The organism is Bradyrhizobium sp. CCBAU 051011 (genome assembly GCF_009930815.1).
GTDB lineage: Bacteria > Pseudomonadota > Alphaproteobacteria > Rhizobiales > Xanthobacteraceae > Bradyrhizobium.
Map to the genome: position 1 here is coordinate 7,284,945 of NZ_CP022222.1, position 23,958 is coordinate 7,308,902.

Genomic DNA, 23,958 nt, shown 5'->3' on the forward strand with positions numbered 1-23,958 from the left:
GCTCACTCCGCTGCCGTCAGCATTCGCCCGGCCGCCAGCCGGGAACATTCCGCCATCACCGCCGAGGCCCGCGCGATCGGGTTGGTCAGATAGAAGTCCTCGACCGACGATTTCAGCGGGCTCTTGTCGACCTTGCCGCCCTTCTTGCCCGCCAGCGCCTTGACGTCTTCGGCCTTGCCGGGCTCGATCTGGTCGATCCGCATCAGATGCGGCACGGCCTTGAACAGGGCCTGGCGCAACGCCCCGAGCGAGTCATAGGGCAGCTTCTTGCCGAGCACATCCGACAGCGCGCGGGCGATCGCCCAGTCCTCGCGTGCTTCCCCGGGCGGGAACGCCGCGCGGGCGGCGATCTGCACCCTGCCCTCGGTGTTGACATAGAGGCCGGATTTCTCGGTATAGGCCGCACCCGGCAGGATGACATCGGCGCGATGCGCGCCGCGATCGCCATGGGTTCCAATATACACCACGAACGTGCCGTCCGGCACCTTTACCTCGTCGGCCCCCAGCAGGAACAGCACGTCGAGCGTGCCGAAGGTCGTCATCTGCGCCAGGGTCAGCCCGCCCTTGCCGGCCGAAAAGCCGATATCGAGCGCACCCGCGCGCGAGGCGGTATCCTGCAGCACGGCAAAACCGTTCCAGCCGTCCTTGAGCGCGCCGACGCCCGCCGCGACCTTGGCCGCCAGCGCCAGCGCCGCCGCACCGTCATGTCGCGATAGTGAACCGGCGCCGACCAGCACCATCGGGTGCTTGGCGCCCTTCAGCACCTCGGTGAAGGAATGCTTGCCGCTGGCGAGCTCGTTGAGCGTATCGGTGCCCGCGCCGAGATAGTCGTAATCATAGGTGAGATCGGCCCTGGCGCCGACCAGCGCGACCTTGAGCTGGCCCGTGCGCCAGCGCTTGCGGATGCGCGCGTTGAGAACGGCGGCTTCCTTGCGCGGATTGGCGCCGATGATCAGCAGCGCATCGGCCTGTTCGATCCCGGCAATGGTCGGATTGAAGATGTAGGTCGCGCGGCCGAGCTTCGGGTCGAAGGCATCGCCGCCCTGCACCGCCAGATTGGTGGAGCCATATTGTCCCAGCAGATCCTTGAACGCGAACATCTCCTCGACCGCGGCGAGATCGCCGGCAATGGCACCCATCCGCTTGCCGTCGGTCATCTTCACCTTGGCGGCGACCGCCGCGAAAGCCTCCTGCCACGACGCGGCGCGCAGCTTGCCGTTGTCGCGGATATAGGGCCGGTCGAGCCGCTGCGTGCGCAGGCCGTCAACGACGTGACGGGTCTTGTCGGAAATCCATTCCTCGTTCACAGCCTCGTTGATGCGCGGCAGGATCCGCATCACCTCGCGGCCGCGGGTATCGACGCGGATCGCCGAGCCGACGCCGTCCATGACATCGACCGATTGCGTCTTGCCGAGCTCCCACGGGCGCGCCGCAAAGGCATACGGCTTCGAGGTCAGCGCGCCCACCGGGCAGATATCGACGAGATTGCCCTGCAGCTCGGAAGTCAGCGCCTGCTCCAGATAGGTCGTGATCTCCATGTCCTCGCCGCGGCCGGTGGCGCCCATTTCCGGCGCGCCGGCGACTTCGGCGGAGAAGCGGACGCAGCGCGTGCACTGGATGCAGCGGTTCATCGAGGTCTTGACCAGCGCGCCCAGATACTTGTCCTCGACCGCGCGCTTGTTCTCGGCAAAGCGCGAGGTGTCGACGCCGTAGCCCATCGCCTGGTCCTGCAGGTCGCACTCGCCGCCCTGGTCGCAGATCGGGCAATCCAGCGGGTGGTTGATCAGCAGAAATTCCATCACGCCTTCGCGCGCCTTCTTCACCATCGGCGAACGCGTCGAGATTTCCGGCGGCTCGCCCTTCGGGCCGGGCCGGCAGTCACGCACGCCCCAGGCGCAGCTTGCGACCGGCTTCGGGCCGCCCTTCACCTCGACGAGGCACATCCGGCAATTGCCGGCGATCGACAGCCGCTCGTGGTAGCAGAAGCGCGGAATTTCGGCGCCCGCGGCCTCGCACGCCTGCAGCAGCGTGAATTCTCCGGGTACATCGATCTCTTTGCCGTCGATGATGAGTTTGGTCATTGCGGTCTCAGGTCTTTCCCAGCTTGCAGTCTGGCGGTGTAACGCTGGCGGTCTTCAGCGACGCCTTGATCCATTGCTGGGTCTCGGCGCCATAGGTGGCGAGATAGGCCGGCTGCGCCGCGCTCTTCTCGCACAGGAACGGCAGATGCGGCTTCAGGTCGTAATCGCAGGAGGCCAGCCACTCACGCTTTCCCGCGAACGCGCCGATCGCTTCCTCGCAGGCGTAGAGGAAATACGTGACGAAGCTCTCGTACTGCACCTGCTCGTCGCGCCCGGCCGCCTTGATCTTCTCGTAGTCCGGCTGCGCGAACTTTGGATTCTTGAACGCCAGATCGGTGTAACCCAGAAACGCCTGCCGTGCGCTGGACGCACGGTTGCCGGTGCGGATTTCGTTGATCTGGAACAGGATCGCAACAAAGCCGAGCAGCGCCACGGTCGCCTGCGCCATCTGCGCCAGCGTCCCGTACCTCTGCCACCAGAAGCTTGGTTGCGACATCGCGATCACTCCGCCGCGACCATGTTCACGGGATCGCGCACGCCGATATCGTCGATATCGGCCTTGTGCGAATACTGCGCGATGCGCTCTTCGATCTCGTGGCGGAAATGCGCGATCAGGCCCTGGATCGGCCAGGCGGCGGCGTCGCCGAGCGCGCAGATGGTGTGTCCCTCGACCTGTTTTGTAACCTCCAGCAGCATGTCGATCTCGCGCTTGTGCGCGCGGCCCTCGGCCATGCGCGTCAGCACGCGCCACATCCAGCCCGTGCCTTCGCGGCACGGCGTGCACTGGCCGCAGCTCTCATGCTTGTAAAAATAGGAGATGCGCGCGATCGCCCGGATCAAGTCGGTCGACTTGTCCATCACGATCACGGCGGCGGTGCCGAGGCCCGAGCGCAGCTTGCTGAGGCTGTCAAAGTCCATCGGCGTGTCGATGATCTGCTCGGCCGGCACCATGCGCACCGACGAGCCGCCGGGGATCACCGCCTTCAGATTGTCCCAGCCGCCGCGAATGCCACCGCAGTGACGCTCGATCAGCTCGCGGAACGGAATCCCCATCGCCTCTTCGACGTTGCAGGGCCGCTCGACATGGCCGGACACGCAGAACAGTTTTGTGCCGACATTGTTGGGCCGGCCGATCGCGGCGAACCACGCCGCACCACGGCGCAGGATGTCCGGCGCGACCGCAATGGATTCGACATTGTTGACGGTGGTCGGGCAGCCGTAGAGGCCGACATTGGCCGGGAATGGCGGCTTCAGCCGCGGCTGGCCCTTCTTGCCCTCAAGGCTTTCGAGCAGCGCTGTCTCTTCGCCGCAGATATAGGCGCCGGCGCCATGCGCGACATAGATGTCGAACGGCCAACCGTTGATGTTGTCCTTGCCGACCAGCTTTGCATCATAGGCCTGGTCGATCGCGGCCTGCAGGCGCTCGCGCTCGCGGATGAATTCGCCGCGCACATAGATGTAGCAGGCATGCGCGTTCATCGCGAAGCTTGCGAGCAGGCAGCCCTCCACGAGCAGATGCGGATCGTGCCGCATGATCTCGCGGTCCTTGCAGGTGCCGGGCTCGGACTCGTCGGCGTTGACCACGAGATAGCTTGGCCGCCCGTCGGTGGATTCCTTCGGCATGAACGACCATTTCAACCCGGTCGGAAAGCCCGCCCCGCCGCGCCCGCGCAGGCCGGAGGCCTTCATCTCGTTGATGATCCAGTCGCGGCCCTTGTCGATGATCGCCTTGGTGCCGTCCCACGCGCCGCGACGGCGCGCGCCCTCCAGCCCCCAATCGTGGAGGCCGTAGAGGTTCTTGAAGATGCGATCCTTGTCGTCGAGCATGACTTGAAGCTTCCTAACGGATCAACGATTGGACTGCGCGTAGGCGAGGCCCGCGGCGCATCCGCCGAAGGTCAGCGCCCACAACAGGCTTGATTCGAGCGTTGCGTTCAGCCCGTAACGCTGCAGCAGAAAGATGAATGTCGCCGCCGCGACGGCGTGCATGCCGATATAGCGCCAGTTCTTCATCGCGCTGACCCTTCCCTGCCCGATCACGGGCCCTGTGCCGTTACGCGTCATGTGGATTCCTTCAGCGTCGTCGGGCCGCCTGCCGGCGCCGAGAACTGACGGTCGATCTGCGGTCCCGGCTTCGGCGGATTGCCCGACGCAAAGCCGTCCAGCACCTTGCCGAAGGTTTCCTTGGTCAGGTCTTCGTAGGTGTCCTTCCAGATCTGCACCATCGGCGCATTCACGCAGGCGCCGAGGCACTCGACCTCTTCCCAGCTGAAATTGCCGTCCTTCGACAAATGGAAGGGATCGTGGTGGATGCGGCTCTGGCACACCTTGATGATGTCCTCGGCGCCGCGCAGGCGGCACGGCGTGGTGCCGCAGACCTGCACATGGGCCTTCCTGCCGACCGGCTGGAGCTGAAACATGGTGTAGAAGGTCGCCACTTCCAGCACGCGGATGTAGGGCATTTCCAGGAGGTCGGCGACCACACGGATCGCGGCTTCTGAAACCCAGCCCTCATGCTGCTCCTGCGCGCGCCACAGGATCGCAATCACCGCCGACGCCTGGCGGCCCGGCGGATATTTGGTGATCTGCGCCTTGGCCCAGGCGAGGTTCTCATCCGAGAACGCAAAGCTCGCGGGCTGCAATTCCTTCGGTGCGAGGCGGCGGACGGACATCGTTCAGTCTCTCATTGCACGCGGCGCGCGGCTTTCGCATTGAGCGCATCGATCCGGGCGAGCCAGAATGCACTTGCGGTGCCGAACACGTTGTAGCCGACATGGGTTGAAACCTTGATCCGATCCAGAATCGAAAGGTCGGTCACGGTCTCAAGGCGATGGCTGCGCGGATCGTAGACGATCAGCTTCAGCGATTGGTCGAGGATGTAGCGCGATACGGTATGCTTGGGGTCGTTGCCATGCTCCTCGCACAGCAACACGCTGTCGCCCTGCAAAAGCCGCGCACCGCCCTTCATAGCTTCGATCTCGACGCCTTCGACGTCGAGCTTGATCAAATATTTGCCGTCCGGCGCGATCTTGCCGTCGTCCAGGAGGTTATCCAGCGCGATGACCGGCACCTCCTCGCCGCCGGACTGGTCGCCGGCGATGCTGAAGGCCTCGTGCTTGGTGCCGGACAGACGCGCGGTGCCGCGCGCCGCACCGATCGCGCATTTCATCGTCTCGAAACGATTGCCGTTGATCCGCGCGTTGTTGGCAAGCTTCGAAAAATTCTGCCCCGACGGCTCGATCGCGATCGCCTTGTGCGATCCAAACGGCTTGCTCGACACCAGCACCGACCAATAGCCGTAATTGGCGCCGCAATCGAGCAGCGTGTAGTCGACGTCAGCGGAGTCCTGAAACAGCAACTCCAGTTCATCCTCGTAATGGAAGCTGCGATTGAGCAGCTTGCTCCAATAGCCGTCGCCATAGGGAAACTCGAACGTGGCGTCGTCATTGAGTTTGATCTGGATGCCGCGCTCCGACAGCGTCGTGCGCAACAAATTGGCGCACATGTTATAGCCGCGGTGCGAGAAGTTCGACGCCACCTTCGACCCCAGCACCAGCGCCACCGCGGCCAAACGCTCCCACGCGTTCGCACCCGCAAGTACGCCCGATGCCCGGTCAAACTGGATGGGCGCCTGCGCCATCACCGATCGACCTCTCCGAACACGATGTCGAGCGAGCCGAGGATGGCCGAGACGTCGGCGAGCAGGTGGCCCTTGCAGATGTGGTGCATCGCCTGCAGATGGGCAAAGCCCGGCGCGCGGATCTTGCACTTGTAGGGCTTGTTGGTTCCGTCGGAAACCAGATAGACGCCGAACTCGCCCTTCGGCGCCTCGACCGCGGCATAGACCTCGCCGGCCGGCACGCGCACGCCCTCGGTGTAGAGCTTGAAGTGATGGATGAGGGCTTCCATCGAGCGCTTCATCTCGCCGCGGCGGGGCGGCGCGATCTTGTTGTCCTCGACGACGACAGGCCCCTGCCCATCGGGCGCACGCAGTTTGGCGATGCACTGCTTCATGATGCGCACGGACTGGCGCATCTCTTCCATGCGGATCAGGTAGCGGTCGTAGCAGTCGCCGTTCTTGCCGATCGGGATGTCGAAATCCATCTCGTCGTAGCACTCATAGGGCTGCGCCTTGCGCAGGTCCCATGCCGCGCCCGAGCCACGCACCATCACGCCCGAGAAACCCCACTCCCAGGCTTCCTTCAGCGACACCACGCCGATATCGACGTTGCGCTGCTTGAAGATGCGGTTGCCGGTCAGGAGCGTTTCAAGGTCGGCGACCACCTGCAGGAACGGGTCGCACCAGGCCTCGATGTCGTCGATCAGTTTCGGCGGCAGGTCCTGATGCACGCCGCCAACGCGGAAATAGGCCGCGTGCATGCGCGAGCCGGAGGCGCGCTCGTAAAACACCATCAGCTTTTCGCGCTCTTCAAAACCCCACAGCGGCGGGGTCAGCGCGCCGACGTCCATCGCCTGCGTGGTAACGTTGAGCAGATGCGACAGGATGCGGCCGATCTCGCAGTAGAGCACCCGGATCAATTGCCCGCGGCGCGGCACCGTGATGCCGAGCAGCTTTTCCGCCGCGAGACAGAACGCATGTTCCTGATTCATCGGCGCGACGTAATCGAGCCGGTCGAAATACGGGATCGCCTGCAGGTACGTCTTCTGCTCGATCAACTTCTCGGTGCCGCGGTGAAGCAGCCCAATGTGCGGATCGACGCGCTCGACGACCTCGCCGTCCAGTTCAAGGACGAGACGCAGCACGCCATGGGCGGCAGGATGCTGCGGCCCAAAGTTGATCGTGAAGTTACGAAGGTTCTGGCTTTGCTCGTTCATGGTCAGGCCTTTGGCTCTGCCTTCTCATCGCCCGGAAGCGGATAGTCAGCGCCTTCCCATGGCGAGAGGAAATCGAATTTGCGGAATTCCTGGTTGAGCCGGACCGGCTCGTACAGCACCCGCTTCTCCTGGTCGTCGTAACGCACCTCGACGAAGCCGGTGAGCGGGAAATCCTTGCGCAGCGGATGGCCGTCGAAACCGTAATCGGTCAGCAGCCGGCGCATGTCGGGATGGCCGGTGAAGATCACGCCGTAGAGATCGTAGGCCTCGCGCTCGAACCAGTCGGCGCCCGGAAACACATCGATGATCGACGGCACCTGCGTGCTCTCGTCGGCCTCGGCGCGGACGCGGATGCGCTCGTTCAGGGTCGGCGACAGCAGGTGATAGACCACATCGAAACGCTTCTCGCGGCCGGGGTAGTCCACCGCCGTCACGTCGGTGATGTTGACGAAGCGCATGGCCGGGTCGTCGCGCAGATAGGTGGCGACTTCGACAATCTTTGTCGCATCGACCGTAATGGTGAGCTGGTTGAACGCGACCGCATGGGCGCTGGCCGCGCCGCCAAGCGCGCTAACAATCGTCTGCCCAAGGGCGTCGAGCTTGCCGTCGTCCATTACCTAAAACCTTAGCGTTCGATGGTCCCGATGCGCCGGATCTTCTTCTGCAGCAGCAGTATGCCGTAGAGCAGCGCCTCCGCCGTCGGCGGACATCCGGGCACGTAGATGTCGACGGGCACGATGCGGTCGCAACCGCGCACGACCGAGTAGGAATAGTGATAATAGCCGCCGCCATTGGCGCACGACCCCATCGAGATCACGTAGCGCGGCTCCGGCATCTGGTCGTAGACCTTGCGCAGCGCCGGCGCCATCTTGTTGGTCAGCGTGCCCGCCACGATCATGACGTCGGACTGCCGCGGCGAGGCGCGCGGGGCGAAGCCGAAGCGCTCGACGTCGTAGCGCGGCATCGACACCTGCATCATCTCGACCGCGCAGCAGGCGAGACCGAACGTCATCCACATCAGGGATCCCGTGCGCGCCCAGGTGATCAGATCGTCGGCAGCAGCAACGAAGAAACCCTTGTCCGAAAGCTCGTGATTGACATCGAGGAAGAACGGGTCATTGTGCCCGACCGGCTTGCCGGTCGAGGGATCGAGAATGCCCTTCGGCGCCTGCGCGATATCAGGCGAAGAGCCTATGGCTGTCTGGCTCAATCCCATTCGAGCGCGCCTTTCTTCCACTCATAAGCAAAGCCGACCGTGAGGACGGCGAGGAACACCATCATCGACCAGAAGCCGGTAGCCCCTAACTTGCCGAACGCAACCGCCCACGGGAACAGAAACGCCACTTCGAGGTCGAAGATGATGAAGAGGATGGCGACCAGGTAGAAGCGCACATCGAACTTCATGCGGGCGTCATCGAATGCGTTGAATCCGCATTCATAGGCGGAGAGCTTTTCGGGGTCCGGCTGCTGGAACGCGACCAGGAACGGGGCGATCAGAAGCGCCAGTCCGATCAGGCTCGCCACTCCGATAAACACGACAAGTGGCAGGTAATTTTGCAGGATGCCGGTCATCGGCGGTGCCTTTTCCTGCGGTTTTGAGCGGCCGCAGATTCGTTGATTGGAATTATTCTTGCCTTAGCGCAGCGCAACAGGGGGCGCAAGACAAGCCGCCCTGACGCCCAAGCCCGCCCCCAATGCGTTGGCAGAACACCAAAAAGTGTTGCGTTCCTGCCTCTCCTGACCAACGCGAGGCGGGCGGCATGGTGCCCGACTATTCAGTTCAAATCCTTCTCATCGGCGAGCATCTGGGCGGCCGTATCCGTGAGCCGGTCGATCTGGTCGAGCAGCACCGCCAACTCGTCCTTGCCGAGCTGTTCCAGGAGGCGCCGGTTGCGCTCCTGCGCCCCCGCCACAATCGCATCATGGGCGGCCAGCCCCGCCTTGGTCAGGCAAACCAGCGTCTCGCGGTTGTCCCGCGGATTGACCTCCTTGGCGACCAGTTTTCGCGACACCAGTTCCGCCAGCGCCCGGCTGATCTGTCCCTTATCCATGCCGACCGCTTCGGCGAGCCGGTTAACGCTCATTGGCGGCCGCCGCCCCAGCGAAGCCACGAGGCCGAACTCGACCGAGGACAGTCCCGCCAGCCGCTTGTAGCGCAGGATGGCGCTGCGCTTGAGCAGATTGGCGAGCACTATCAGCCGCGACGACATCATCGCGGTGATCGGCGCCATCTCTCCGTCCCGCGTGGCAGCGGCCGACGGCGCGGTCTGCTTTCCCGGCTTCTGGCTCATCTCCAAAGCTCTGCCAATAAAGCGCGGCGATGCCAAGCTCGGCGACGACGGCGATCGCGCAAGGCAATCGGGCGATACAAAAAGCCGATCGTTGACATTGTCATCGATTTCTACTTCACTTCGATCTATACGATCGCTGCGTCAGAAGCCGCGGCGGGAGGAAACGGCATGACAGTTACGCAGCGGGATCGCGATCTCGGGACCGGCTACGCCATGAAGCCGTCCACCACCCGGACCGAGCTGACCTCGGTCGGCCGCGGCACGCCGATGGGCGAACTGCTCCGGCGCTACTGGCATCCGGTCGGGCTTGTGTCCGACGCCACCGATATCCCCAGAAAAGTGCGCGTGCTCGGGGAAGATCTGGTGCTGTTTCGCGACAGGCACGGCCGCGCCGGCCTGCTGCACGCCCGCTGCTGCCATCGCGGCACCACGCTCTATTACGGCAAGGTCGAGGAAGATGGCATCCGCTGCTGCTATCACGGCTGGAAGTTCGACACCGAAGGCCATTGCATCGAACAGCCCTGCGAGCCCGAGGGCGGCCTGTTCAAGGATAAGGTGCGCCAGCCCTGGTATCCCCTGCAGGAGCGCTATGGCCTGATCTTCGCCTATCTCGGACCATCAGAGAAAAAGCCGGCGCTGCCGCGCTACGAATGCCTGGAGAAGCTGGACGACGGCGAGTTCGTCGAGGCGGACGATTCCTCGATCGGCGGCGGTGGGCCCGCAATCATTCCCTGCAACTGGCTGCAGCATTTCGAGAACGTGGTCGACCCGTACCACGTCCCGGTGCTGCATGGATCGTTCTCGGGGCCGCAATTCACCAACATGATGGCCTCGATGCCGGAGGTGAAGTTCGAGATGTCGCCGCGTGGCGTCACCGTGCGCTCGATCCGGCATCAGGATGACGGCAAGGTGTTTTACCGCGTGACGGAAGCCGTCCTGCCCACACTGCGCGTGGTACCCAATCCGCGCGTCGCGCAATTCGCCCGCGTCGAGTCGATCGGCTGGACGCTGCCGATCGACGATACGTCGTTCCGCATCTATGTCGCTGGCCGCGTAAATAATTCCGGCGACATCGGCAGGATGCGCTCCAAATTCAACGGAAAATTCTGGTGGGACATGACCGAACGGGAGCACCAGCAATTCCCCGGCGATTACGAGGCGCAGGTCGGCCAAGGCCCGGTGACGCTGCACTCGGAAGAACATTTCGGCCAGAGCGACCGCGGCATCCTGATGATCCGTCGGATGCTGAGCGATCAACGCGCGGCCGTAGCCGAAGACCGCGATCCGATCGGCGTCTCCTTTGATTCGAACGCGCCGCCGGTTGAATTCGACGCGGGGAATTTCATTCGCGACGCCTGAGACAGCCGGCTCAGCAATGAGAAAACGCGACGCAAGCGGCCGCTCCGGTGGAAGCCGCCGCAAGGCCCCCGCTCCAGCGATAGGTGCCGGCGCCGCCCACGATGTCTGTGCGCCGAACTTTCCTCGACCGCACCATCTTCAACGTCCTGATCGAGCCGACCAACAAGGAGTTTGCGCTCAGCGACACCACGATGGGCCCGTTCGGCCACCCTCTTCCCTTTGTTTTCATTACTGTTTTCATTCCAGCCGGTCGCTGCCTGCGCGCATCGATGCCGGTGGCGCGCCCTGTATGTGATCTACGTCACGGATGATTTGGCAGAAAACCGGCCAAAAACCGGCTGAATGAAACCATTTTGCCGAAACCGCGAAACCATCCTGAAACAGACGGGGCGTACGTCTCTCGCCAACACAGGACGCCAAAGGCGTCCAGGAGGCATCACATGAACCACTCGATTCACTCGGCAGATCGCAGCACCCATTTGAAGATCGTGGTCGTCGCGCTGGTGGCTGGCATCGCGGTGGCGGCGTTCGGTATCTCCGCCCGCACCGGTGCGGATTACAGCCAGACAGCCCAGGTCGTGAAGGCCGGCAAGCCGGTGGTCATCACCAGCTCGGGCACCTCGACGGTCCGTTAAACGATATCGACATCGTTGGAATAAAAACGGCCGCCTCAAGGGCGGCCTTTTTGTTTGCGGCGGTGCTTAGGGAACGATTGGTATTTCACTGTTCCAGAGGGCCGCCAACTGAGCCAGCAGGTCCAAAGGACGGCCCCCGCGGCAACTCAGCCTACTTCCATGTTCTGTTCAATACCGGACAGACATTGCCATTTTTTCCCGCTTCTATCGGTGTGCCAGATGGGTATCCACTACCCTATCTGGCTGTTTGAAATGGAAATACTTTGGATGGCCTCGGTGCACGCTTCGCGCTGGGGCCATTTTTATTCTGAGCCGTTTCAGGGGGTGACAGCGTGGGTAAGGCGCGGCGCGTGTCGTCAAAAATTTTTTGCGGCTCCCTTGAAACCAAAACCGATTTTCCTAATTTTTTCGTCGCCATCATACGGTGGTGTCCGGGTGCCTGATGGGCCCGGGCTGGAGACGGGCACCGGTCGTGTCCGGTGCCGCTCGTAACCAACTTGCTCATTGGAGGATTTGGCTATGCGCAGTTACAACTTTGAACCTCTCTGGCGCTCGACCATCGGATTCGACCGCCTCTTCGATCTCGCGGAAGCGGCCGCCCAACACGTCGGCGAGGACCACTATCCACCCTACAACATCGAACGGCTTGGCGAAGATCACTATCAGATCTCGCTGGCTCTCGCCGGTTTTTCACCCGACGAGATCTCGGTGACCGCAGAGCAGAACGTGGTTACCGTTGAGGGCGACAAGGCCGAGAAGACTGATCGGGAATTCATGTATCAGGGCATCTCGACCCGGCGCTTCAAACGCCAGTTCAACCTTGCCGATTATGTGCAGGTGAAGAGCGCCGCCTTTGACAATGGCCTGCTTAAGATCGAACTGGTCCGGGAGATCCCCGAGGCCATGAAGCCTCGCCGCATCGCCGTCAACGGCGTAGCCGGCGGTAACGTCAAGCAGATCGATTCCAAGGCGGCCTAATAACGTCGCTCCCTTGTTCTCACCGCGCGCCGGCGACCGGCGCGCGGCATCGCAACCTCGTCTGAATAGGAGGGTATCATGCGGCCGACGACCGCAATCGAAGATAATGTCTTCAACATCAACGCCCTGATACATCCCGGCACGGTGTTCAATCACCCCCGAGACGTCGTAAGCCACCCCACGCTCACATTGGCCGAGAAGCGCGCCATTCTCGCCTCCTGGGCTTCAGATGCGTCTGCTATCGCTTCGTGCCCTGCCCTTCGAGCGCCCGATGGCCTGAAAGCGCCGGTGACTATTGACGAGATTCTCGACGCGCTCTGCGAACTCGACGGCAAGCCCTGGAACCCGCCGGGAGGCAAACCCTTCCGCTTGCGGTCCACCGAGCGTGCACTTGCGGCCTAGAGGTCGGAGGCTGTGGGCCGGGTGGGTCAGCCACGCGTCGATATGGGAGACCGTGTCAGCCTGCCTTGCCTGCAGCTCAAATTGTTCGCGCTCTTTGCTGCCCGCGGGAAGCTCCGCTGAGCCTATGGAAATATCTGGCATTCGGTGTAGACCTGTTCACATCCCCCAATGCAGCCATCGCGAACAGACGAATTATTACCGGACATGGTTATGCAGTTGATCCTAACAGCCCGATGTTGGGGCGCATGCTGCTGTCGCGTAATTTACTGCGGTAGCTGACGAGAAAACCAATACGCTCATCACGAGTAGTGTTCGTGCTCGCGGCATGACGTTCACCCTCTCGCTGTGATCGGCACGGGCCCATCCCGCGCAGAAACTGCGCCTAGTCTGTGAAGAGGATTACGCCTGGGAGAAAATCGCGAAGCGGGGACACTGACCGCGGCAGCACGGAAGTGAACCGGGCATGGGTAGCGAGCGCTCTGCGCTGAATATCAGACGGACCCCGGCCAGCGACCTTGGAGGCATCAGCTGACCGGGGCCGCCTCCACACGCCGCCAGCCGGCGTGTTGGCTCGGAACTAATCCGCAACGCGGCCGTATGCCGGGTGCTGCCGGTTCTTGACCTTGATCCAGTCGCAAGTCTTCGCGCGCCGCTGCCGATGTTTTGAGACGATCCCCTCCAGCCGCATCCGGCACGCCGCGGTGAACAGATCCGGTCCTATCTCGCCGCGCTCGAATGGCGCCACGAAGATCCCCTGTGCCCGGCCGCGCGGCAGCTTGTCGAGCTGGGCCTTGCGGTCGAGTAATGGCTGGTCCCGCAAGTCCTCGCGGCCGAAGGCAAATAGGTCGAAGGCGTAGAGCTGGGCCTCGTCGTTGTACTTGTTCGAGTGCAGGGCGTTGAAGTCCGAAATGCCCTGGACATCGAGCACGCAGATCTCGCCGTCGATGACGAACTGGCTGTGGCGGATCTTCAGCGCCGTCTCCGCGATCCATGGGAACCGCCATGTCCAATCGAGGCCGCTCCTGGAAAGCAGCTGGACGTCCTTGCCGTCGTCGTATTTTACCTCGTGGATCCAATCGGGGCTCCGGGACGGTCTTGGATATTACCTGCTAATCCACGGGAGGAACCATCGCCACCATAAAGCATTTTCTTAGTTCGCCGCGGCAGTCCCGCCCGCTCCTGGTCAGCTTAGCAAAAGCGATGCACACGGTTCTGCATCGGGGAAGATGTAGGCCATGAAAGAGCCAGATCCGCACGTCCTCGGTTCGGACGCGGCAGCGCAGATCAACGACCTCTTTGATGCAGTTGATGTGGCCAAAGCCATCAATAGCGAGGAGTTCCGTCAACTCCTCGACCGCGTCCCGATCCCGATCATCATCTCCAAATTCGTGCGCGGCGATCATCGCATTTGCTATGCGAACGGAGCCTTCGAACGGGTGATCGGTATGAAATTGCCGGAGTTTGCCGGCCGCGGTTGGACGATACTCACTTCATTCGTAGACGAGAAGGATCAAAACACGACCCTTGCGAAATCCGTGTTGAGTAATGGTGACGACTTTTTGGGCACATTTAAGCGAACGCAGCCAACACCATTGGTAGTTGAAGCGTTCTGCGGAGTGATCGAGAAGGAAGACGGCACAGAGAACTACCGCGTTGCGGCGCTAATTGACGTGACAAGCCGGCTTGACGAGCGCGAGGAGTTCGAGCGCAAGACGAAGGAGCAGGATATGCTCCTTCGCGAGTTGCAACACCGCGTCAAAAACAACCTGCAACTCATCGTTGCTCTCATCCGGCTCGAAGCGAGAGCCGAGAGACGGGGCGAGAAGGTCAATTTGGCGGCGCTTGCTGGTCGTATCGAGTCCCTGTCAATCATATATAACGCCCTCTCGTCGGATGGACAGCAGAGCGAGATTGACTTGGGCAATTACCTGAACCAGATCGCATCGGCTGTCATGAATGCGCATGCGGCCGAAGGCATCCGGCTCGACATCAAGGTCGACCATACACCAACGTCCATAAACGTTGCGTTGCCCGTTGGTTTGATCGCGAACGAACTAGTGACCAATGCATTCAAGTATGCTTTTGTGGGCCGACCCGGCGGAACGATTACCCTGCACTGCCTCCGGCAAGATTCCGAAAGATATCGTGTCGTTGTGGCTGACGATGGCGTTGGCTTGCCGGAAGGAGGTCAATGGCCGGTTCCTGGAAAGATAGGATCGTTGATTGTGCAGGCGCTGCACGAGAATACGAAAACGGATTTGGTCGTTGAAACCGAGCGGGACCGAGGCGTTCGCGTGACGCTAACCTTTGGCCACAAATTGGCAGTCCGGCACTAGCCTTCGGCAAGGACGAGCAACGGCAGCTGCAGGACATGCGGCGCTCTGGCGCCGTCGAGGGCGACGCCGGCGGCGGCTCCGTTGAGGATCAGGCCAACAAGATGGCGAACACCGTCGACCGCAACAAGCAGCTCCGCAAAACCTATAATCCGGTCAACGTCGCCAGCGTCCGGCGATTCGACAAAGCCCGTGCGGTGGGTGCCAAACGGCTTGCGGCGGCAGAACAAAAGGGCACAGAAAGTGTCATACTCACGTCCCTTATAACACTTTTGAAAACCGCGGATGGCGCTAAGTCATTGAAATGACTGGCGCGAGAGACGGGACTCGAACCCGCGGCCTCCGCCGTGACAGGGCGGCGCTCTAACCAACTGAGCTACTCCCGCGGATGCCGTAATCAGATCCTGACCCGCGCAGAACCGAGGGCATAAAGGCCCGCTCCCGCTTAGTCAAGGACGTTGCGAATACCTGCGTGAGACAGGGCATTCTGCGATTTCGATGCAAATTGCCGCCTGTTTTCGGGCAAAACGGCGTAGGCAGCCGTCTGCCGAATCGTCTAAGGCCTGTGACATCAGGGTTTCTTGAAACCTTCCCGCGCTGATCGAGCGAAATCCCGGGGTTTCAGGTCACCACGCAATGCATTTTTCCGGCGCGGACTGGCATTCAACCACGCTCAAGCCAATCAACCAACGAGGAGGGCCAGATATGGCGAAGAAAGCGGCGGCTCCAGCCACCATCACACTCAAGCATCTGGCGGCAGCGCTCGCCGAGGAACATGACCTGTCGAAGAAGGCCGCCGAGGCGATCCTGACCGACATGGTCGGCAAAATTACAAAACACCTGAAGAAGGGCGAGCGTATCAGGATCGTTGGGCTCGGCATCCTCCAGGTCCGCAAGCGCGCCGCCCGCACCGGCCGCAACCCGGCCACCGGCGAGCCGATCCAGATCAAGGCCAGCAAGAAGGTGGCGTTCCGCGCCGCCAAGGAACTCAAGGAAGCCGTCTAGGCCGGAATTCCTCCCCGATCTGACCAGAAGCGCCATTCCGGCGGGGACCCGGAATGGCGCTTTTCTGTTATAGAGCCTTCCTGTTGCTCATCTTTTTTGGACCGTCATGCCGGCTTCCCCTCTTGCCTTCACCCACGATGTCACCGAGCGCTTCCTGCGCTATGTCGTGATCGACACCCAGTCCGATCCAAATTCGCCGACCTGCCCTTCCACCGAGAAGCAGAAGAATCTGGGCCGCCTGCTGGCGTCCGAGTTGCAGGCGTTGGGGCTCAAGGATGCCCATCTCGACGAGCACGGCTATGTCTACGCGACCATCCCGGCCAATACCGACAAAAAGGTCCCGGTGATCTGTTTCTGCTCGCACATGGACACGTCGCCGGACTGCACCGGCGCCAACGTCAAGCCGCAGATCGTGAAGAATTATCGCGGCGGCGACATCGTGCTGCCGGCCGATTCCACGCAGGTGATCCGCGCCGCCGATCATCCGGCGCTCGCCGACCAGGTCGGCCATGACATCATCACCACTGACGGCACGACCTTGTTGGGCGCCGACAACAAGGCCGGCCTTGCCGAGATCATGGATGCGGCGCGGTTCCTGATCGAGAATCCGCAAATCAAGCACGGCACCATCAAGATCCTGTTCACGCCCGATGAAGAGATCGGCCGCGGTGTCGACAAGGTCGACCTGAAAAAGTTAGGCGCCGACTTCGCCTATACGATGGACGGCGAAACCGCAGGGAATATCGAGGACGAAACCTTTTCCGCCGACGGCGCCACCATCACCATCGAGGGCGTCTCGACCCATCCGGGTTTCGCCAAGGGCAAGATGGAGCACGCGATGAAGATCGCCGCCGCCATCATCGACCGCCTGCCCAAGGACACCTGCTCGCCGGAGACGACCGAGGGCAAGGAAGGCTTTTTGCATCCGATCGGCATTTCCGGGCAGCTGGAGAAAGCCACCATCGGCTTCATCGTTCGCGATTTCACCGACGAGGGCCTGAAGGAAAAGGAAGCCCTGCTCGAAGGCATCGTCAAGGACGTGATGAAGGATTATCCGCGCTCGACCTACCGGATGGAGATCAAGCAGCAATACCGCAACATGAAGCAGGTGATCGACCGCCATCCGGAGACCGTCGACTACGCCATCGAGGCGATCAGGCGCGCCGGGCTAAATCCGGTGCGAAGCTCGATCCGCGGCGGCACCGACGGCTCGCGGTTGTCGTTCATGGGCCTGCCCTGCCCCAACATCTTTGCGGGCGAACACGCCTTCCACTCGCGGCTCGAATGGGTGAGCCGCCAGGACATGGAAAAGGCGGCGGAGACGATTGTGCATCTGGCCATGATTTGGGAAGAACGGGCCAAGTAATCGTCGCTCCGCTCTCTCCGCGTCATTGCGGGGAGCCAACGGGTCGCGCGAATGCGCGCCCGATGACAGGCTCCGCGACAAAGCAATCCATCTATCCGTTATGCCGCGCTATGGATTGCTTCGCTTCGCTCGCAATAACCGCGTGGCGCGCAGCGCGCTCCAGCTACGACGCCCTTGCCGTCACGATCCACACCGACGCCGGCAGCAGCACGGCATCGCCCTTCACAAACGGCACCAGCGCTTCGCGGATGGAAGCCGCGGCGGCAACGCGCAGATGCTCCGGCTGTCCCTCCAGCGCCCGGCTCACCGGGCCGATCTCCAGCGCGCCCTGCACCGCGCGGTCGAGGCCGCGGCCGATAGCAGCGTCGAGCAAGAGCGGACACGCTTCCATCTCCACTCCCGCAAATCCAGCCTCGCCCAGGATACGGCGCACCCGCGCCTCGGCGGCGAACGCAAACGGCCCGGGATCTTCCGGCCCCAACTGCGGCAGTTTCGGCACGTGCTTATAAGCCGCCATCAGCGGCGCCATGAAAAACGGATTTTCGCGCGGCTCGCGCCAGCACGCGAACGCCAGCCGGCCCGATGGCTTCAGCGCCTTTCGCATGTTGGCAAACGACAGCGCTGGATCGGCAAAGAACATCACGCCAAACCGCGAGGCCAGCACATCGAAGCTCGCCGGCTCAAACGGATGGACGGTCGCGTCAGCCAGAACGAAATCGATCGGCAAGTCTTTGGGCGCAGCCTGCCGCGCCCGCTCGAGCATGGGGCCGGATACGTCGATGCCCAGCACTCGCCCCGATGGCGCAACTTCCAGCGCAAACGCAATCGCCGTGGCGCCGCTCCCACACCCGACATCGATCACGCGCTCGCCGGGCTTCAGCTTCGCCCGATCGACGACGAGGTCGGCGACCGGCCTGAGCAGCACGTCCTGCGCCGCCTGACGATCCGCCCAGCGCTGGCCGGCCGGCCCGTTCCAGTAAGCGACCTGGTCGGCGTTTTGATCGTGGGGTTGCGGGATGTTCATCTGCGACGCAGCTCCACCTAGCGTCGAGGGACCGAACCTCGACAGTTTCGTTTTCACGGGCTCCAATATAACGATCCTAGCGCACCCGCCTTGCGATTGAAAATACCGCAACACAGACGAGCACGGCATTGCGTGAGTGCCGCGCCGATCACAAAATGGAAGGCGCAGCCGGCAGCGGCTCGCGACTCATGCCGGACGACTGATGCGTAACGCGGAATTAATCTCGTCACCCTATAATCTCAGGCAGTTGTAGTTGGGTGCCGCGTAGAGGAGCCGTCGCGACGGACCATCCGGCGACGGCTCCTTTTTTGTTCACTCATTTGCGAGTAATGCGCGTGACAGAGACATCGGAAAAGCAGAGCCAAACCGAACAGCCCGAATCTACGGCACCGAGCAAAAAATCGAGCAGGAAATCCATCCTGGCGCTGGCGGTGCTCGCCATTGGAATAAACAGTACTGCGGCCGTCTACACACTGTCGCCTTCCGACTTTGCTCTGCCTGATATCAGCGGCTTTGCTCTGCCTGATATCAGCAGTTTGGCCGAACTGCTTCCGCACCAGAAAGCTTCCGATCCAATACCGGATCCGGCTGTCGCCGCCTTGAAGGATATTCAGACGGTCCAGCAGCAACACGTTGCGTCGTTGCAAGAGAATAACTTCTTGTTGCAACAAAACACAGCTCTTCTTCAGCAAGATTCAATTGCGCTTGCGTCTCTAAGACAGAGCGTCGTGGATGAGCATACCGCTGTGAAGAAGATATCCGCTCAGATAGCGGATGAGCATGAAGACGTGAAGAAGATCTCTGCTCAGATTTCCAAACTCATTGCGAAGGTCGACACGCTGCAGAATGCAATGACCCCGGAAGTAACTTCCTCCATTTCAGCAAGGAACGCTCAAAACCGGCTATCCCGACCAATGCGCAAAAAGATGGTTCGGCAGTCTAAACCAGTTGGGCCTGTTTCGCTTGGAGGAGCGCCGCTAAGTTACCCGGCTACCACGCCAACCCCACAAAGCTGAAGAACAAGAGAGCGAGGCGCGGGACTTCGGTCTCGCGCCTGGACAGTCCGCCTTCGCTCTCAGAGCTTCGGCGTGACAGCCTTCGCCCTGCGCGGAGCAAACGCCGCGCCACTGCCGCAGCCGACATCGATGACGCGCTCGCCAGGCATCAGCGTCCATTTGCGCGCTTCTTCATCGATTTCGAACGTCCGTTGCGGCTGTGCCAGACCGTTCACGCCGTATCACTGCCGCATCTTTGCCGTGATGCCACTACGTTCGTTCATCTACGCAGAGAAATAGCGTCATAAGTACACTTTCGTGCACTTCGTTCGGAACGATATCCCGCTTTTCGCGTGGTCTATTGCGCAAGACAATTGTCCGGCACAAGCAACTGGAGGGATCAAGATGAATGGGATGCGCAAATATGCATTTGGCGCCGCGGCGGCAGCCGCTCTTTTTGTAATTCCGATTTCGGCCTTTTCTCAATCCATTGAGATCGGACCGGGAGGCGTCCGAGTAGATCGAGGAGGTGGGCGTTGCGAGCAACTAAGGCTTGCCTGCGAAAACAAGGACGCGCTGGGAGAGCGGGGCGAAGGAAATTGCCGCAGATATCGGGAGGCCTGCGGGCGACCAGTTCGCAGGGATGTGTGCGCCGAATTGAGATCTGCTTGCCTCAACAAGGATGCGTTAGGTGAACGAGGCGAAGGAAACTGCCGTCGGTATCGCGAGACTTGTAGAGGTCAGCTGTAGAGGTCGCTAAACCTCAGTCGCGGGGTGGTCCGGCATTCGCTCGGCGTCACCCCGCGCGCTGGTCCGCCGACCATTCCAGTTTATGATCTCGCCGGCGTGTTGATCGTGGCTGGCGGCAGCGACCAATGCGCGTTCGTTTCCTTGCGATCGGAGGATGGGGTTCAACTCGAACAAGTCCGCCTTCGCTCTTCGAGCTTCGGCGCGATAGCCTTCGCGCTTACGAGAGGGCTGGCTTGCCGCGCCGTAGCACGTCAGCGCGAAGGCTGGTAGGCGGCGAGAGATTCGAACTCCCGACCCTCTCGGTGTAAACGAGATGCTCTAACCAGCTGAGCTAGCCGCCCTTGAACCGCCCCTATCTACCGCCCCGCACGGCATGAACGCAAGCGAGGCCGGCGACGACAAATGGCCCGAAACCGGCCAATTGCCGCGAAAATGCCTGCCATACGGCGAGATCTTGAAACCTTTTCGACCGCTTGCTGGACCAGCGCGGCTGGGGCCGCACCGGTGTGCTCTCGGACAACCCGGCGATGCCTGAAAGCCGCCCGCTGCCGCCACCGGCCTCCGGGCCTATTACCGGCCTCACCAATATCTTGGCGACGCGACGATCCTCATGGCGGTGTGGCCGATCGGCGGCACGGTCGAGGGCTTTCACGTCGTTCTGATCACGGTCAACCCGTCACTGCTGCGGCGCGTGTCACGCGCGATGGACTGAGTTTAGTCGGTCTCGCGCGCCGGCAATCCCCCGATATCGTTGATCCAGGGAGCCGCCGAGCGGCACCAGATTTGCCGTGCTGGCTTTAGCTGATCGCGCTGGCGGATGCTGCCCCAGCGGATGCCCCAATCATCGGCCCCACCCTCGCCGCTGGTAAACAACGGCGAGCCGCATTCGCTGCAGAAGTGCTGAAAGCGCGTCCGGCCGTTGTCACCTCTTTTCGGATAGACTTTTGCTGGCGCGCCCGTCATTCGAACCTGGTCGGCAGAACAGATCACCGTCACCCGATACGGCGAGCCCGTCAGGTTCTGGCAATCGGTGCAGTGACAGATCGATACTTTCGCAGGATCGATCTCGGCCCGATAGGTCACCCGCCCGCAATGGCATTGCCCGTCAATTTCCATCCCTCATCAACTCCATCCGCCGGGCCGAGGTTCAAACCGAGGTCCTCCGCTCCGCACAAACAAAAACGGCGCCCGAAGGCGCCGTTTTATCATATCGTGACGGATCGGCTTAGTGGGCGGTCAGGCCGCCGCCGGCTTCATCGCCTGCGTCGGGCTTCGCGACCACCTTGGCATCCTCTTCCCACACGATCGGCGTGGGCGTGCGGACCAGTGCCTTGGCGACCACCTCATCCAGCCTCGCGACCGGGATGATGTCCATGCCGCCCTTGATCGCATCGGAAATCTCCGTGAGATCCTTGGCGTTGTCCTCGGGGATCAGCACCGTCTTGATGCCGCCGCGGGCCGCAGCCAGCAGCTTCTCCTTCAGACCGCCGATCGGCAGCACGCGGCCGCGCAGCGTGATTTCGCCGGTCATCGCGACATCGTGGCGGACCGGAATGCCGGTCATGACCGAGATGATCGCGGTGGCCATCGCCACACCCGCCGACGGTCCGTCCTTCGGGGTTGCGCCCTCCGGCACGTGGACGTGAATGTCGCGCTTATCGAACAGCGGCGGCTCGACGCCGTAGTTGATCGCCCGCGAGCGGACGTAGGACGCCGCCGCCGAGATCGATTCCTTCATCACGTCGCGCAGATTGCCCGTAACCGTCATCTTGCCCTTGCCGGGCATCAAGACGCCTTCGATGGTCAGCAGCTCGCCGCCGACATCGGTCCAGGCCAGGCCGGTGACGATACCGACCTGCGGCTCGCTGTCGATCTCGCCGAAGCGGTACTTCGGCACGCCGAGGAAGTCTTCGAGAGTCTTCTCGGTGACCTTGACCGACTTCTTCTTGGAGATCATCAGCTCCTTCACCGCCTTGCGGGCGAGTGTGGAGAGCTCACGCTCCAGGTTACGCACGCCCGCTTCGCGGGTGTAGCGGCGGATCATCAACAGCAATGCCTCGTCGTCGATCGACCATTCCTTGGAATCGAGGCCATGCTTGGAGATGGCGTTCGGGATCAGGTGCTTGCGCGCGATCTCGACCTTCTCGTTCTCGGTGTAGCCGGCGATCCGGATGATCTCCATGCGGTCCATCAGGGGCCCGGGAATATTCAGCGTATTCGCGGTCGTGATGAACATGACGTTCGACAGATCGTAGTCGACCTCCAGATAGTGGTCGTTGAAGGTCGAGTTCTGCTCGGGGTCCAAAACCTCAAGCAGCGCCGACGACGGATCGCCGCGGAAATCGGCGCCCATCTTGTCGATCTCGTCCAGCAGGAACAGCGGATTCGAGGTCTTCGCCTTGCGCATCGACTGGATGATCTTGCCGGGCATCGAGCCGATATAGGTGCGGCGGTGACCGCGGATTTCGGCTTCATCGCGCACGCCGCCGAGCGAGACGCGCACAAATTCGCGGCCCGTCGCCTTCGCGATCGACTTACCGAGCGAGGTCTTGCCGACGCCGGGAGGCCCGACGAGACACAGGATCGGTCCGGTCAGCTTGTTGGCGCGCGACTGCACCGCGAGATACTCGACGATGCGGTCCTTGACCTTCTCCAGTCCGTAGTGATCGGAGTCCAGCACGGCCTGCGCCTGCTCGAGGTCCTTCTTGACCTTGGACTTCTTGTTCCACGGAATCGACAGCAGCCAGTCGAGATAGTTGCGCACGACGGTTGCTTCCGCGGACATCGGCGACATCTGGCGCAGCTTCTTCAGTTCGTGCTGCGCCTTCTCCCGCGCTTCCTTGGAAAGCTTGGTCTTGGCAATCTTCTCTTCCAGATCGGCGAGCTCGTCGCGACCTTCGTCGTCGCCGAGTTCCTTCTGGATCGCCTTCATCTGCTCGTTCAGGTAATACTCGCGCTGGGTCTTCTCCATCTGGCGCTTGACGCGCGAGCGGATGCGCTTCTCGACCTGCAGCACCGAGATTTCGCTCTCCATCAGGCCCAGCACCTTCTCCAGGCGCTGCGTGACGGACAACGTCTCCAGGATGCCCTGGCGATCGGCGATCTTGACGGCCAGATGCTGCGCGACCTGGTCGCTGAGCTTGGCGAAGTCAGTGATCGCCTGAACCACGCCGACGACTTCGGCGGAGATCTTCTTGTTCAGCTTCACATAGCTTTCGAAATCGGACACGACCGACCGCGCCAGAGCCTCGGCTTCAACCGAGTTGGCGTCGGTGTCGGCGAGCGCGATCGCGGTCGCTTCGTAATATTCAGTGCGGTCGGAATATTTCTGCACGCGCGCGCGCTCGAGACCCTCGACCAGCACCTTCACGGTACCGTCGGGCAGTTTCAGGAGCTGCAGCACGCTGGCAAGCGTACCGACCTCGTAGATCGATTCCGGGCTCGGATCATCGTCGGACGCGTTCTTCTGCGTCGCGAGCAGGATCAGCGCGTCGTTCTTCATCACCTCTTCGAGGGCGCGGATCGATTTCTCGCGGCCGACGAACAGCGGCACGATCATGTGCGGAAAAACGACGATGTCGCGAAGCGGCAGCACCGGATACGAATGGCTTTCGCCGAGAACGATGGTTGGCCGGGTTTTTGGGGTCGTCATGGCCTATTCCTTCTGTTTTGCCCCCTTGCACGCAGTCCGCGTAGCTTGCGCAACCGCCACAAGGTGCCGGGATTTCCGGCTCGCCGGCCGCCCTTGCTGCCGTCTCTTACCGGATGATTTTGCGACGAATCTCGAACGTGATTTCCGCCACCACGAGCATTAGGTGGCTATCGGGTATGGGGGTGTCAAGTCACGGAAAATCACCGCAAATTGCGGCTCAAACGCGCGAAAAACGCTTACGCCACTGTGGC

26 protein-coding genes and 2 tRNA genes are annotated in these 23,958 nt (G+C 61.9%); 10 read left to right on the top strand and 18 right to left on the bottom strand.

Features of this window, described 5'->3' with window-relative positions; all coding sequences use genetic code 11:
• Positions 1–2: 2 nt before the first annotated feature.
• The 11 genes from nuoG to ACH79_RS34410 form a co-directional block, all read right to left on the bottom strand.
• Positions 3–2,081 carry an NADH-quinone oxidoreductase subunit NuoG gene (nuoG, locus tag ACH79_RS34365; RefSeq protein WP_161854911.1) on the bottom strand — a complete coding sequence of 693 codons (2,079 nt, stop codon included), beginning with the start codon at positions 2,079–2,081 and terminating at the stop codon, positions 3–5.
• Positions 2,082–2,088: 7 nt separating this feature from the next.
• Complete coding sequence (locus ACH79_RS34370) at positions 2,089–2,577, bottom strand: hypothetical protein (protein ID WP_161854912.1); 489 nt, start codon at positions 2,575–2,577, stop codon at positions 2,089–2,091.
• Between the two features lie 5 nt (positions 2,578–2,582).
• Entirely contained in the window at positions 2,583–3,908 is a 1,326-nt protein-coding gene (gene nuoF / locus ACH79_RS34375) for an NADH-quinone oxidoreductase subunit NuoF (protein ID WP_161854913.1), read from the bottom strand.
• 21 nt (positions 3,909–3,929) lie between these two features.
• On the bottom strand, positions 3,930–4,145 hold the full coding sequence (locus tag ACH79_RS43345; RefSeq protein ID WP_202639375.1) for a hypothetical protein: 216 nt from the start codon (positions 4,143–4,145) through the stop codon (positions 3,930–3,932).
• The gene (gene nuoE, locus ACH79_RS34380; RefSeq protein WP_161854914.1) at positions 4,142–4,753 is read right to left on the bottom strand and encodes an NADH-quinone oxidoreductase subunit NuoE; all 612 of its coding nucleotides are present in this window, start codon (positions 4,751–4,753) and stop codon (positions 4,142–4,144) included. The genes ACH79_RS43345 and nuoE overlap by 4 nt, the downstream gene beginning before the upstream one ends.
• Positions 4,754–4,764: 11 nt before the next feature.
• On the bottom strand, positions 4,765–5,721 hold the full coding sequence (locus tag ACH79_RS34385; RefSeq protein ID WP_161854915.1) for an FkbM family methyltransferase: 957 nt from the start codon (positions 5,719–5,721) through the stop codon (positions 4,765–4,767).
• Positions 5,721–6,917, bottom strand: coding sequence for an NADH-quinone oxidoreductase subunit D (locus ACH79_RS34390; RefSeq protein ID WP_161854916.1), 1,197 nt, complete (start codon positions 6,915–6,917; stop codon positions 5,721–5,723). Before ACH79_RS34390 ends, ACH79_RS34385 begins: the two co-directional genes overlap by 1 nt.
• 2 nt (positions 6,918–6,919) lie before the next feature.
• On the bottom strand, positions 6,920–7,531 hold the full coding sequence (locus ACH79_RS34395) for an NADH-quinone oxidoreductase subunit C (protein ID WP_161854917.1): 612 nt from the start codon (positions 7,529–7,531) through the stop codon (positions 6,920–6,922).
• A gap of 11 nt (positions 7,532–7,542) precedes the next feature.
• A complete protein-coding gene (locus tag ACH79_RS34400) occupies positions 7,543–8,133 on the bottom strand; it encodes an NADH-quinone oxidoreductase subunit B family protein (RefSeq protein ID WP_161854918.1) in 591 nt (196 codons plus the stop codon).
• Entirely contained in the window at positions 8,124–8,489 is a 366-nt protein-coding gene (locus tag ACH79_RS34405) for an NADH-quinone oxidoreductase subunit A (RefSeq protein ID WP_057856661.1), read from the bottom strand. Before ACH79_RS34405 ends, ACH79_RS34400 begins: the two co-directional genes overlap by 10 nt.
• 203 nt (positions 8,490–8,692) lie before the next feature.
• Positions 8,693–9,208 carry a MarR family winged helix-turn-helix transcriptional regulator gene (locus ACH79_RS34410; protein ID WP_161854919.1) on the bottom strand — a complete coding sequence of 172 codons (516 nt, stop codon included), beginning with the start codon at positions 9,206–9,208 and terminating at the stop codon, positions 8,693–8,695.
• A gap of 168 nt (positions 9,209–9,376) precedes the next feature.
• Between ACH79_RS34410 and ACH79_RS34415 the strand changes: the two genes are divergently transcribed.
• The 5 genes from ACH79_RS34415 (at position 9,377) to ACH79_RS34430 (ending at position 12,582) form a co-directional block, all read left to right on the top strand.
• Entirely contained in the window at positions 9,377–10,567 is a 1,191-nt protein-coding gene (locus tag ACH79_RS34415) for an aromatic ring-hydroxylating dioxygenase subunit alpha (protein ID WP_161854920.1), read from the top strand.
• 101 nt (positions 10,568–10,668) lie between these two features.
• Positions 10,669–10,878: a hypothetical protein gene (locus tag ACH79_RS43350; RefSeq protein WP_202639376.1), complete on the top strand. Its 210-nt coding sequence runs from the start codon at positions 10,669–10,671 to the stop codon at positions 10,876–10,878.
• 129 nt (positions 10,879–11,007) lie between these two features.
• Positions 11,008–11,202, top strand: a complete 195-nt coding sequence (locus ACH79_RS34420; RefSeq protein ID WP_161854921.1) for a hypothetical protein — start codon at positions 11,008–11,010, stop codon at positions 11,200–11,202.
• A 519-nt stretch (positions 11,203–11,721) separates the two neighbouring features.
• On the top strand, positions 11,722–12,180 hold the full coding sequence (locus tag ACH79_RS34425) for an Hsp20 family protein (protein ID WP_161854922.1): 459 nt from the start codon (positions 11,722–11,724) through the stop codon (positions 12,178–12,180).
• A 78-nt stretch (positions 12,181–12,258) separates the two neighbouring features.
• A complete protein-coding gene (locus tag ACH79_RS34430) occupies positions 12,259–12,582 on the top strand; it encodes a hypothetical protein (protein WP_161854923.1) in 324 nt (107 codons plus the stop codon).
• 577 nt (positions 12,583–13,159) lie between these two features.
• Here the strand turns inward: ACH79_RS34430 and ACH79_RS34435 are convergent.
• A complete protein-coding gene (locus ACH79_RS34435) occupies positions 13,160–13,654 on the bottom strand; it encodes a DNA ligase (protein ID WP_161856705.1) in 495 nt (164 codons plus the stop codon).
• A gap of 163 nt (positions 13,655–13,817) precedes the next feature.
• On the opposite strand from ACH79_RS34435, the gene ACH79_RS34440 reads away from it, so the two are divergent.
• A complete protein-coding gene (locus ACH79_RS34440; protein WP_161854924.1) occupies positions 13,818–14,918 on the top strand; it encodes a sensor histidine kinase in 1,101 nt (366 codons plus the stop codon).
• A gap of 35 nt (positions 14,919–14,953) precedes the next feature.
• Positions 14,954–15,223, top strand: a complete 270-nt coding sequence (locus ACH79_RS34445; RefSeq protein ID WP_161854925.1) for a hypothetical protein — start codon at positions 14,954–14,956, stop codon at positions 15,221–15,223.
• 1 nt (position 15,224) lies between these two features.
• Here the strand turns inward: ACH79_RS34445 and ACH79_RS34450 are convergent.
• Positions 15,225–15,301, bottom strand: a tRNA-Asp gene (locus ACH79_RS34450).
• A 319-nt stretch (positions 15,302–15,620) separates the two neighbouring features.
• On the opposite strand from ACH79_RS34450, the gene ACH79_RS34455 reads away from it, so the two are divergent.
• On the top strand, positions 15,621–15,920 hold the full coding sequence (locus ACH79_RS34455) for an HU family DNA-binding protein (RefSeq protein ID WP_057844275.1): 300 nt from the start codon (positions 15,621–15,623) through the stop codon (positions 15,918–15,920).
• A gap of 106 nt (positions 15,921–16,026) precedes the next feature.
• A complete protein-coding gene (pepT, locus tag ACH79_RS34460) occupies positions 16,027–17,286 on the top strand; it encodes a peptidase T (RefSeq protein ID WP_161854926.1) in 1,260 nt (419 codons plus the stop codon).
• A 163-nt stretch (positions 17,287–17,449) separates the two neighbouring features.
• Here the strand turns inward: pepT and ACH79_RS34465 are convergent, their stop codons facing one another.
• Positions 17,450–18,310 carry a class I SAM-dependent methyltransferase gene (locus ACH79_RS34465; RefSeq protein WP_161854927.1) on the bottom strand — a complete coding sequence of 287 codons (861 nt, stop codon included), beginning with the start codon at positions 18,308–18,310 and terminating at the stop codon, positions 17,450–17,452.
• Positions 18,311–18,639: 329 nt separating this feature from the next.
• Here ACH79_RS34465 and ACH79_RS34470 point away from each other — a divergent pair, with 329 nt between their 5' ends.
• On the top strand, positions 18,640–19,326 hold the full coding sequence (locus tag ACH79_RS34470) for a hypothetical protein (RefSeq protein ID WP_246738244.1): 687 nt from the start codon (positions 18,640–18,642) through the stop codon (positions 19,324–19,326).
• Between the two features lie 59 nt (positions 19,327–19,385).
• Here the strand turns inward: ACH79_RS34470 and ACH79_RS34475 are convergent, their stop codons facing one another.
• From ACH79_RS34475 to lon, 4 genes are all read right to left on the bottom strand, one after another.
• On the bottom strand, positions 19,386–19,541 hold the full coding sequence (locus ACH79_RS34475) for a hypothetical protein (RefSeq protein ID WP_161854928.1): 156 nt from the start codon (positions 19,539–19,541) through the stop codon (positions 19,386–19,388).
• A gap of 778 nt (positions 19,542–20,319) precedes the next feature.
• Positions 20,320–20,396 (bottom strand) — tRNA-Val (locus ACH79_RS34480).
• Between the two features lie 373 nt (positions 20,397–20,769).
• The gene (locus ACH79_RS34485; RefSeq protein WP_161854929.1) at positions 20,770–21,171 is read right to left on the bottom strand and encodes a GFA family protein; all 402 of its coding nucleotides are present in this window, start codon (positions 21,169–21,171) and stop codon (positions 20,770–20,772) included.
• Between the two features lie 109 nt (positions 21,172–21,280).
• On the bottom strand, positions 21,281–23,707 hold the full coding sequence (gene lon, locus ACH79_RS34490) for an endopeptidase La (RefSeq protein WP_161854930.1): 2,427 nt from the start codon (positions 23,705–23,707) through the stop codon (positions 21,281–21,283).
• Positions 23,708–23,958 lie beyond the last annotated feature (251 nt).

Coding starts and splice junctions, on each gene's coding strand:
- nuoG (WP_161854911.1), bottom strand. CDS start 2,081: ATGACCAAACTCATCATCGACGGCAAAGAGATCGATGTACCCGGAGAA.
- ACH79_RS34370 (WP_161854912.1), bottom strand. CDS start 2,577: ATGTCGCAACCAAGCTTCTGGTGGCAGAGGTACGGGACGCTGGCGCAG.
- nuoF (WP_161854913.1), bottom strand. CDS start 3,908: ATGCTCGACGACAAGGATCGCATCTTCAAGAACCTCTACGGCCTCCAC.
- ACH79_RS43345 (WP_202639375.1), bottom strand. CDS start 4,145: ATGACGCGTAACGGCACAGGGCCCGTGATCGGGCAGGGAAGGGTCAGC.
- nuoE (WP_161854914.1), bottom strand. CDS start 4,753: ATGTCCGTCCGCCGCCTCGCACCGAAGGAATTGCAGCCCGCGAGCTTT.
- ACH79_RS34385 (WP_161854915.1), bottom strand. CDS start 5,721: ATGGCGCAGGCGCCCATCCAGTTTGACCGGGCATCGGGCGTACTTGCG.
- ACH79_RS34390 (WP_161854916.1), bottom strand. CDS start 6,917: ATGAACGAGCAAAGCCAGAACCTTCGTAACTTCACGATCAACTTTGGG.
- ACH79_RS34395 (WP_161854917.1), bottom strand. CDS start 7,531: ATGGACGACGGCAAGCTCGACGCCCTTGGGCAGACGATTGTTAGCGCG.
- ACH79_RS34400 (WP_161854918.1), bottom strand. CDS start 8,133: ATGGGATTGAGCCAGACAGCCATAGGCTCTTCGCCTGATATCGCGCAG.
- ACH79_RS34405 (WP_057856661.1), bottom strand. CDS start 8,489: ATGACCGGCATCCTGCAAAATTACCTGCCACTTGTCGTGTTTATCGGA.
- ACH79_RS34410 (WP_161854919.1), bottom strand. CDS start 9,208: ATGAGCCAGAAGCCGGGAAAGCAGACCGCGCCGTCGGCCGCTGCCACG.
- ACH79_RS34415 (WP_161854920.1), top strand. CDS start 9,377: ATGACAGTTACGCAGCGGGATCGCGATCTCGGGACCGGCTACGCCATG.
- ACH79_RS43350 (WP_202639376.1), top strand. CDS start 10,669: ATGTCTGTGCGCCGAACTTTCCTCGACCGCACCATCTTCAACGTCCTG.
- ACH79_RS34420 (WP_161854921.1), top strand. CDS start 11,008: ATGAACCACTCGATTCACTCGGCAGATCGCAGCACCCATTTGAAGATC.
- ACH79_RS34425 (WP_161854922.1), top strand. CDS start 11,722: ATGCGCAGTTACAACTTTGAACCTCTCTGGCGCTCGACCATCGGATTC.
- ACH79_RS34430 (WP_161854923.1), top strand. CDS start 12,259: ATGCGGCCGACGACCGCAATCGAAGATAATGTCTTCAACATCAACGCC.
- ACH79_RS34440 (WP_161854924.1), top strand. CDS start 13,818: ATGAAAGAGCCAGATCCGCACGTCCTCGGTTCGGACGCGGCAGCGCAG.
- ACH79_RS34445 (WP_161854925.1), top strand. CDS start 14,954: ATGCGGCGCTCTGGCGCCGTCGAGGGCGACGCCGGCGGCGGCTCCGTT.
- ACH79_RS34455 (WP_057844275.1), top strand. CDS start 15,621: ATGGCGAAGAAAGCGGCGGCTCCAGCCACCATCACACTCAAGCATCTG.
- pepT (WP_161854926.1), top strand. CDS start 16,027: ATGCCGGCTTCCCCTCTTGCCTTCACCCACGATGTCACCGAGCGCTTC.
- ACH79_RS34465 (WP_161854927.1), bottom strand. CDS start 18,310: ATGAACATCCCGCAACCCCACGATCAAAACGCCGACCAGGTCGCTTAC.
- ACH79_RS34470 (WP_246738244.1), top strand. CDS start 18,640: ATGCGCGTGACAGAGACATCGGAAAAGCAGAGCCAAACCGAACAGCCC.
- ACH79_RS34485 (WP_161854929.1), bottom strand. CDS start 21,171: ATGGAAATTGACGGGCAATGCCATTGCGGGCGGGTGACCTATCGGGCC.
- lon (WP_161854930.1), bottom strand. CDS start 23,707: ATGACGACCCCAAAAACCCGGCCAACCATCGTTCTCGGCGAAAGCCAT.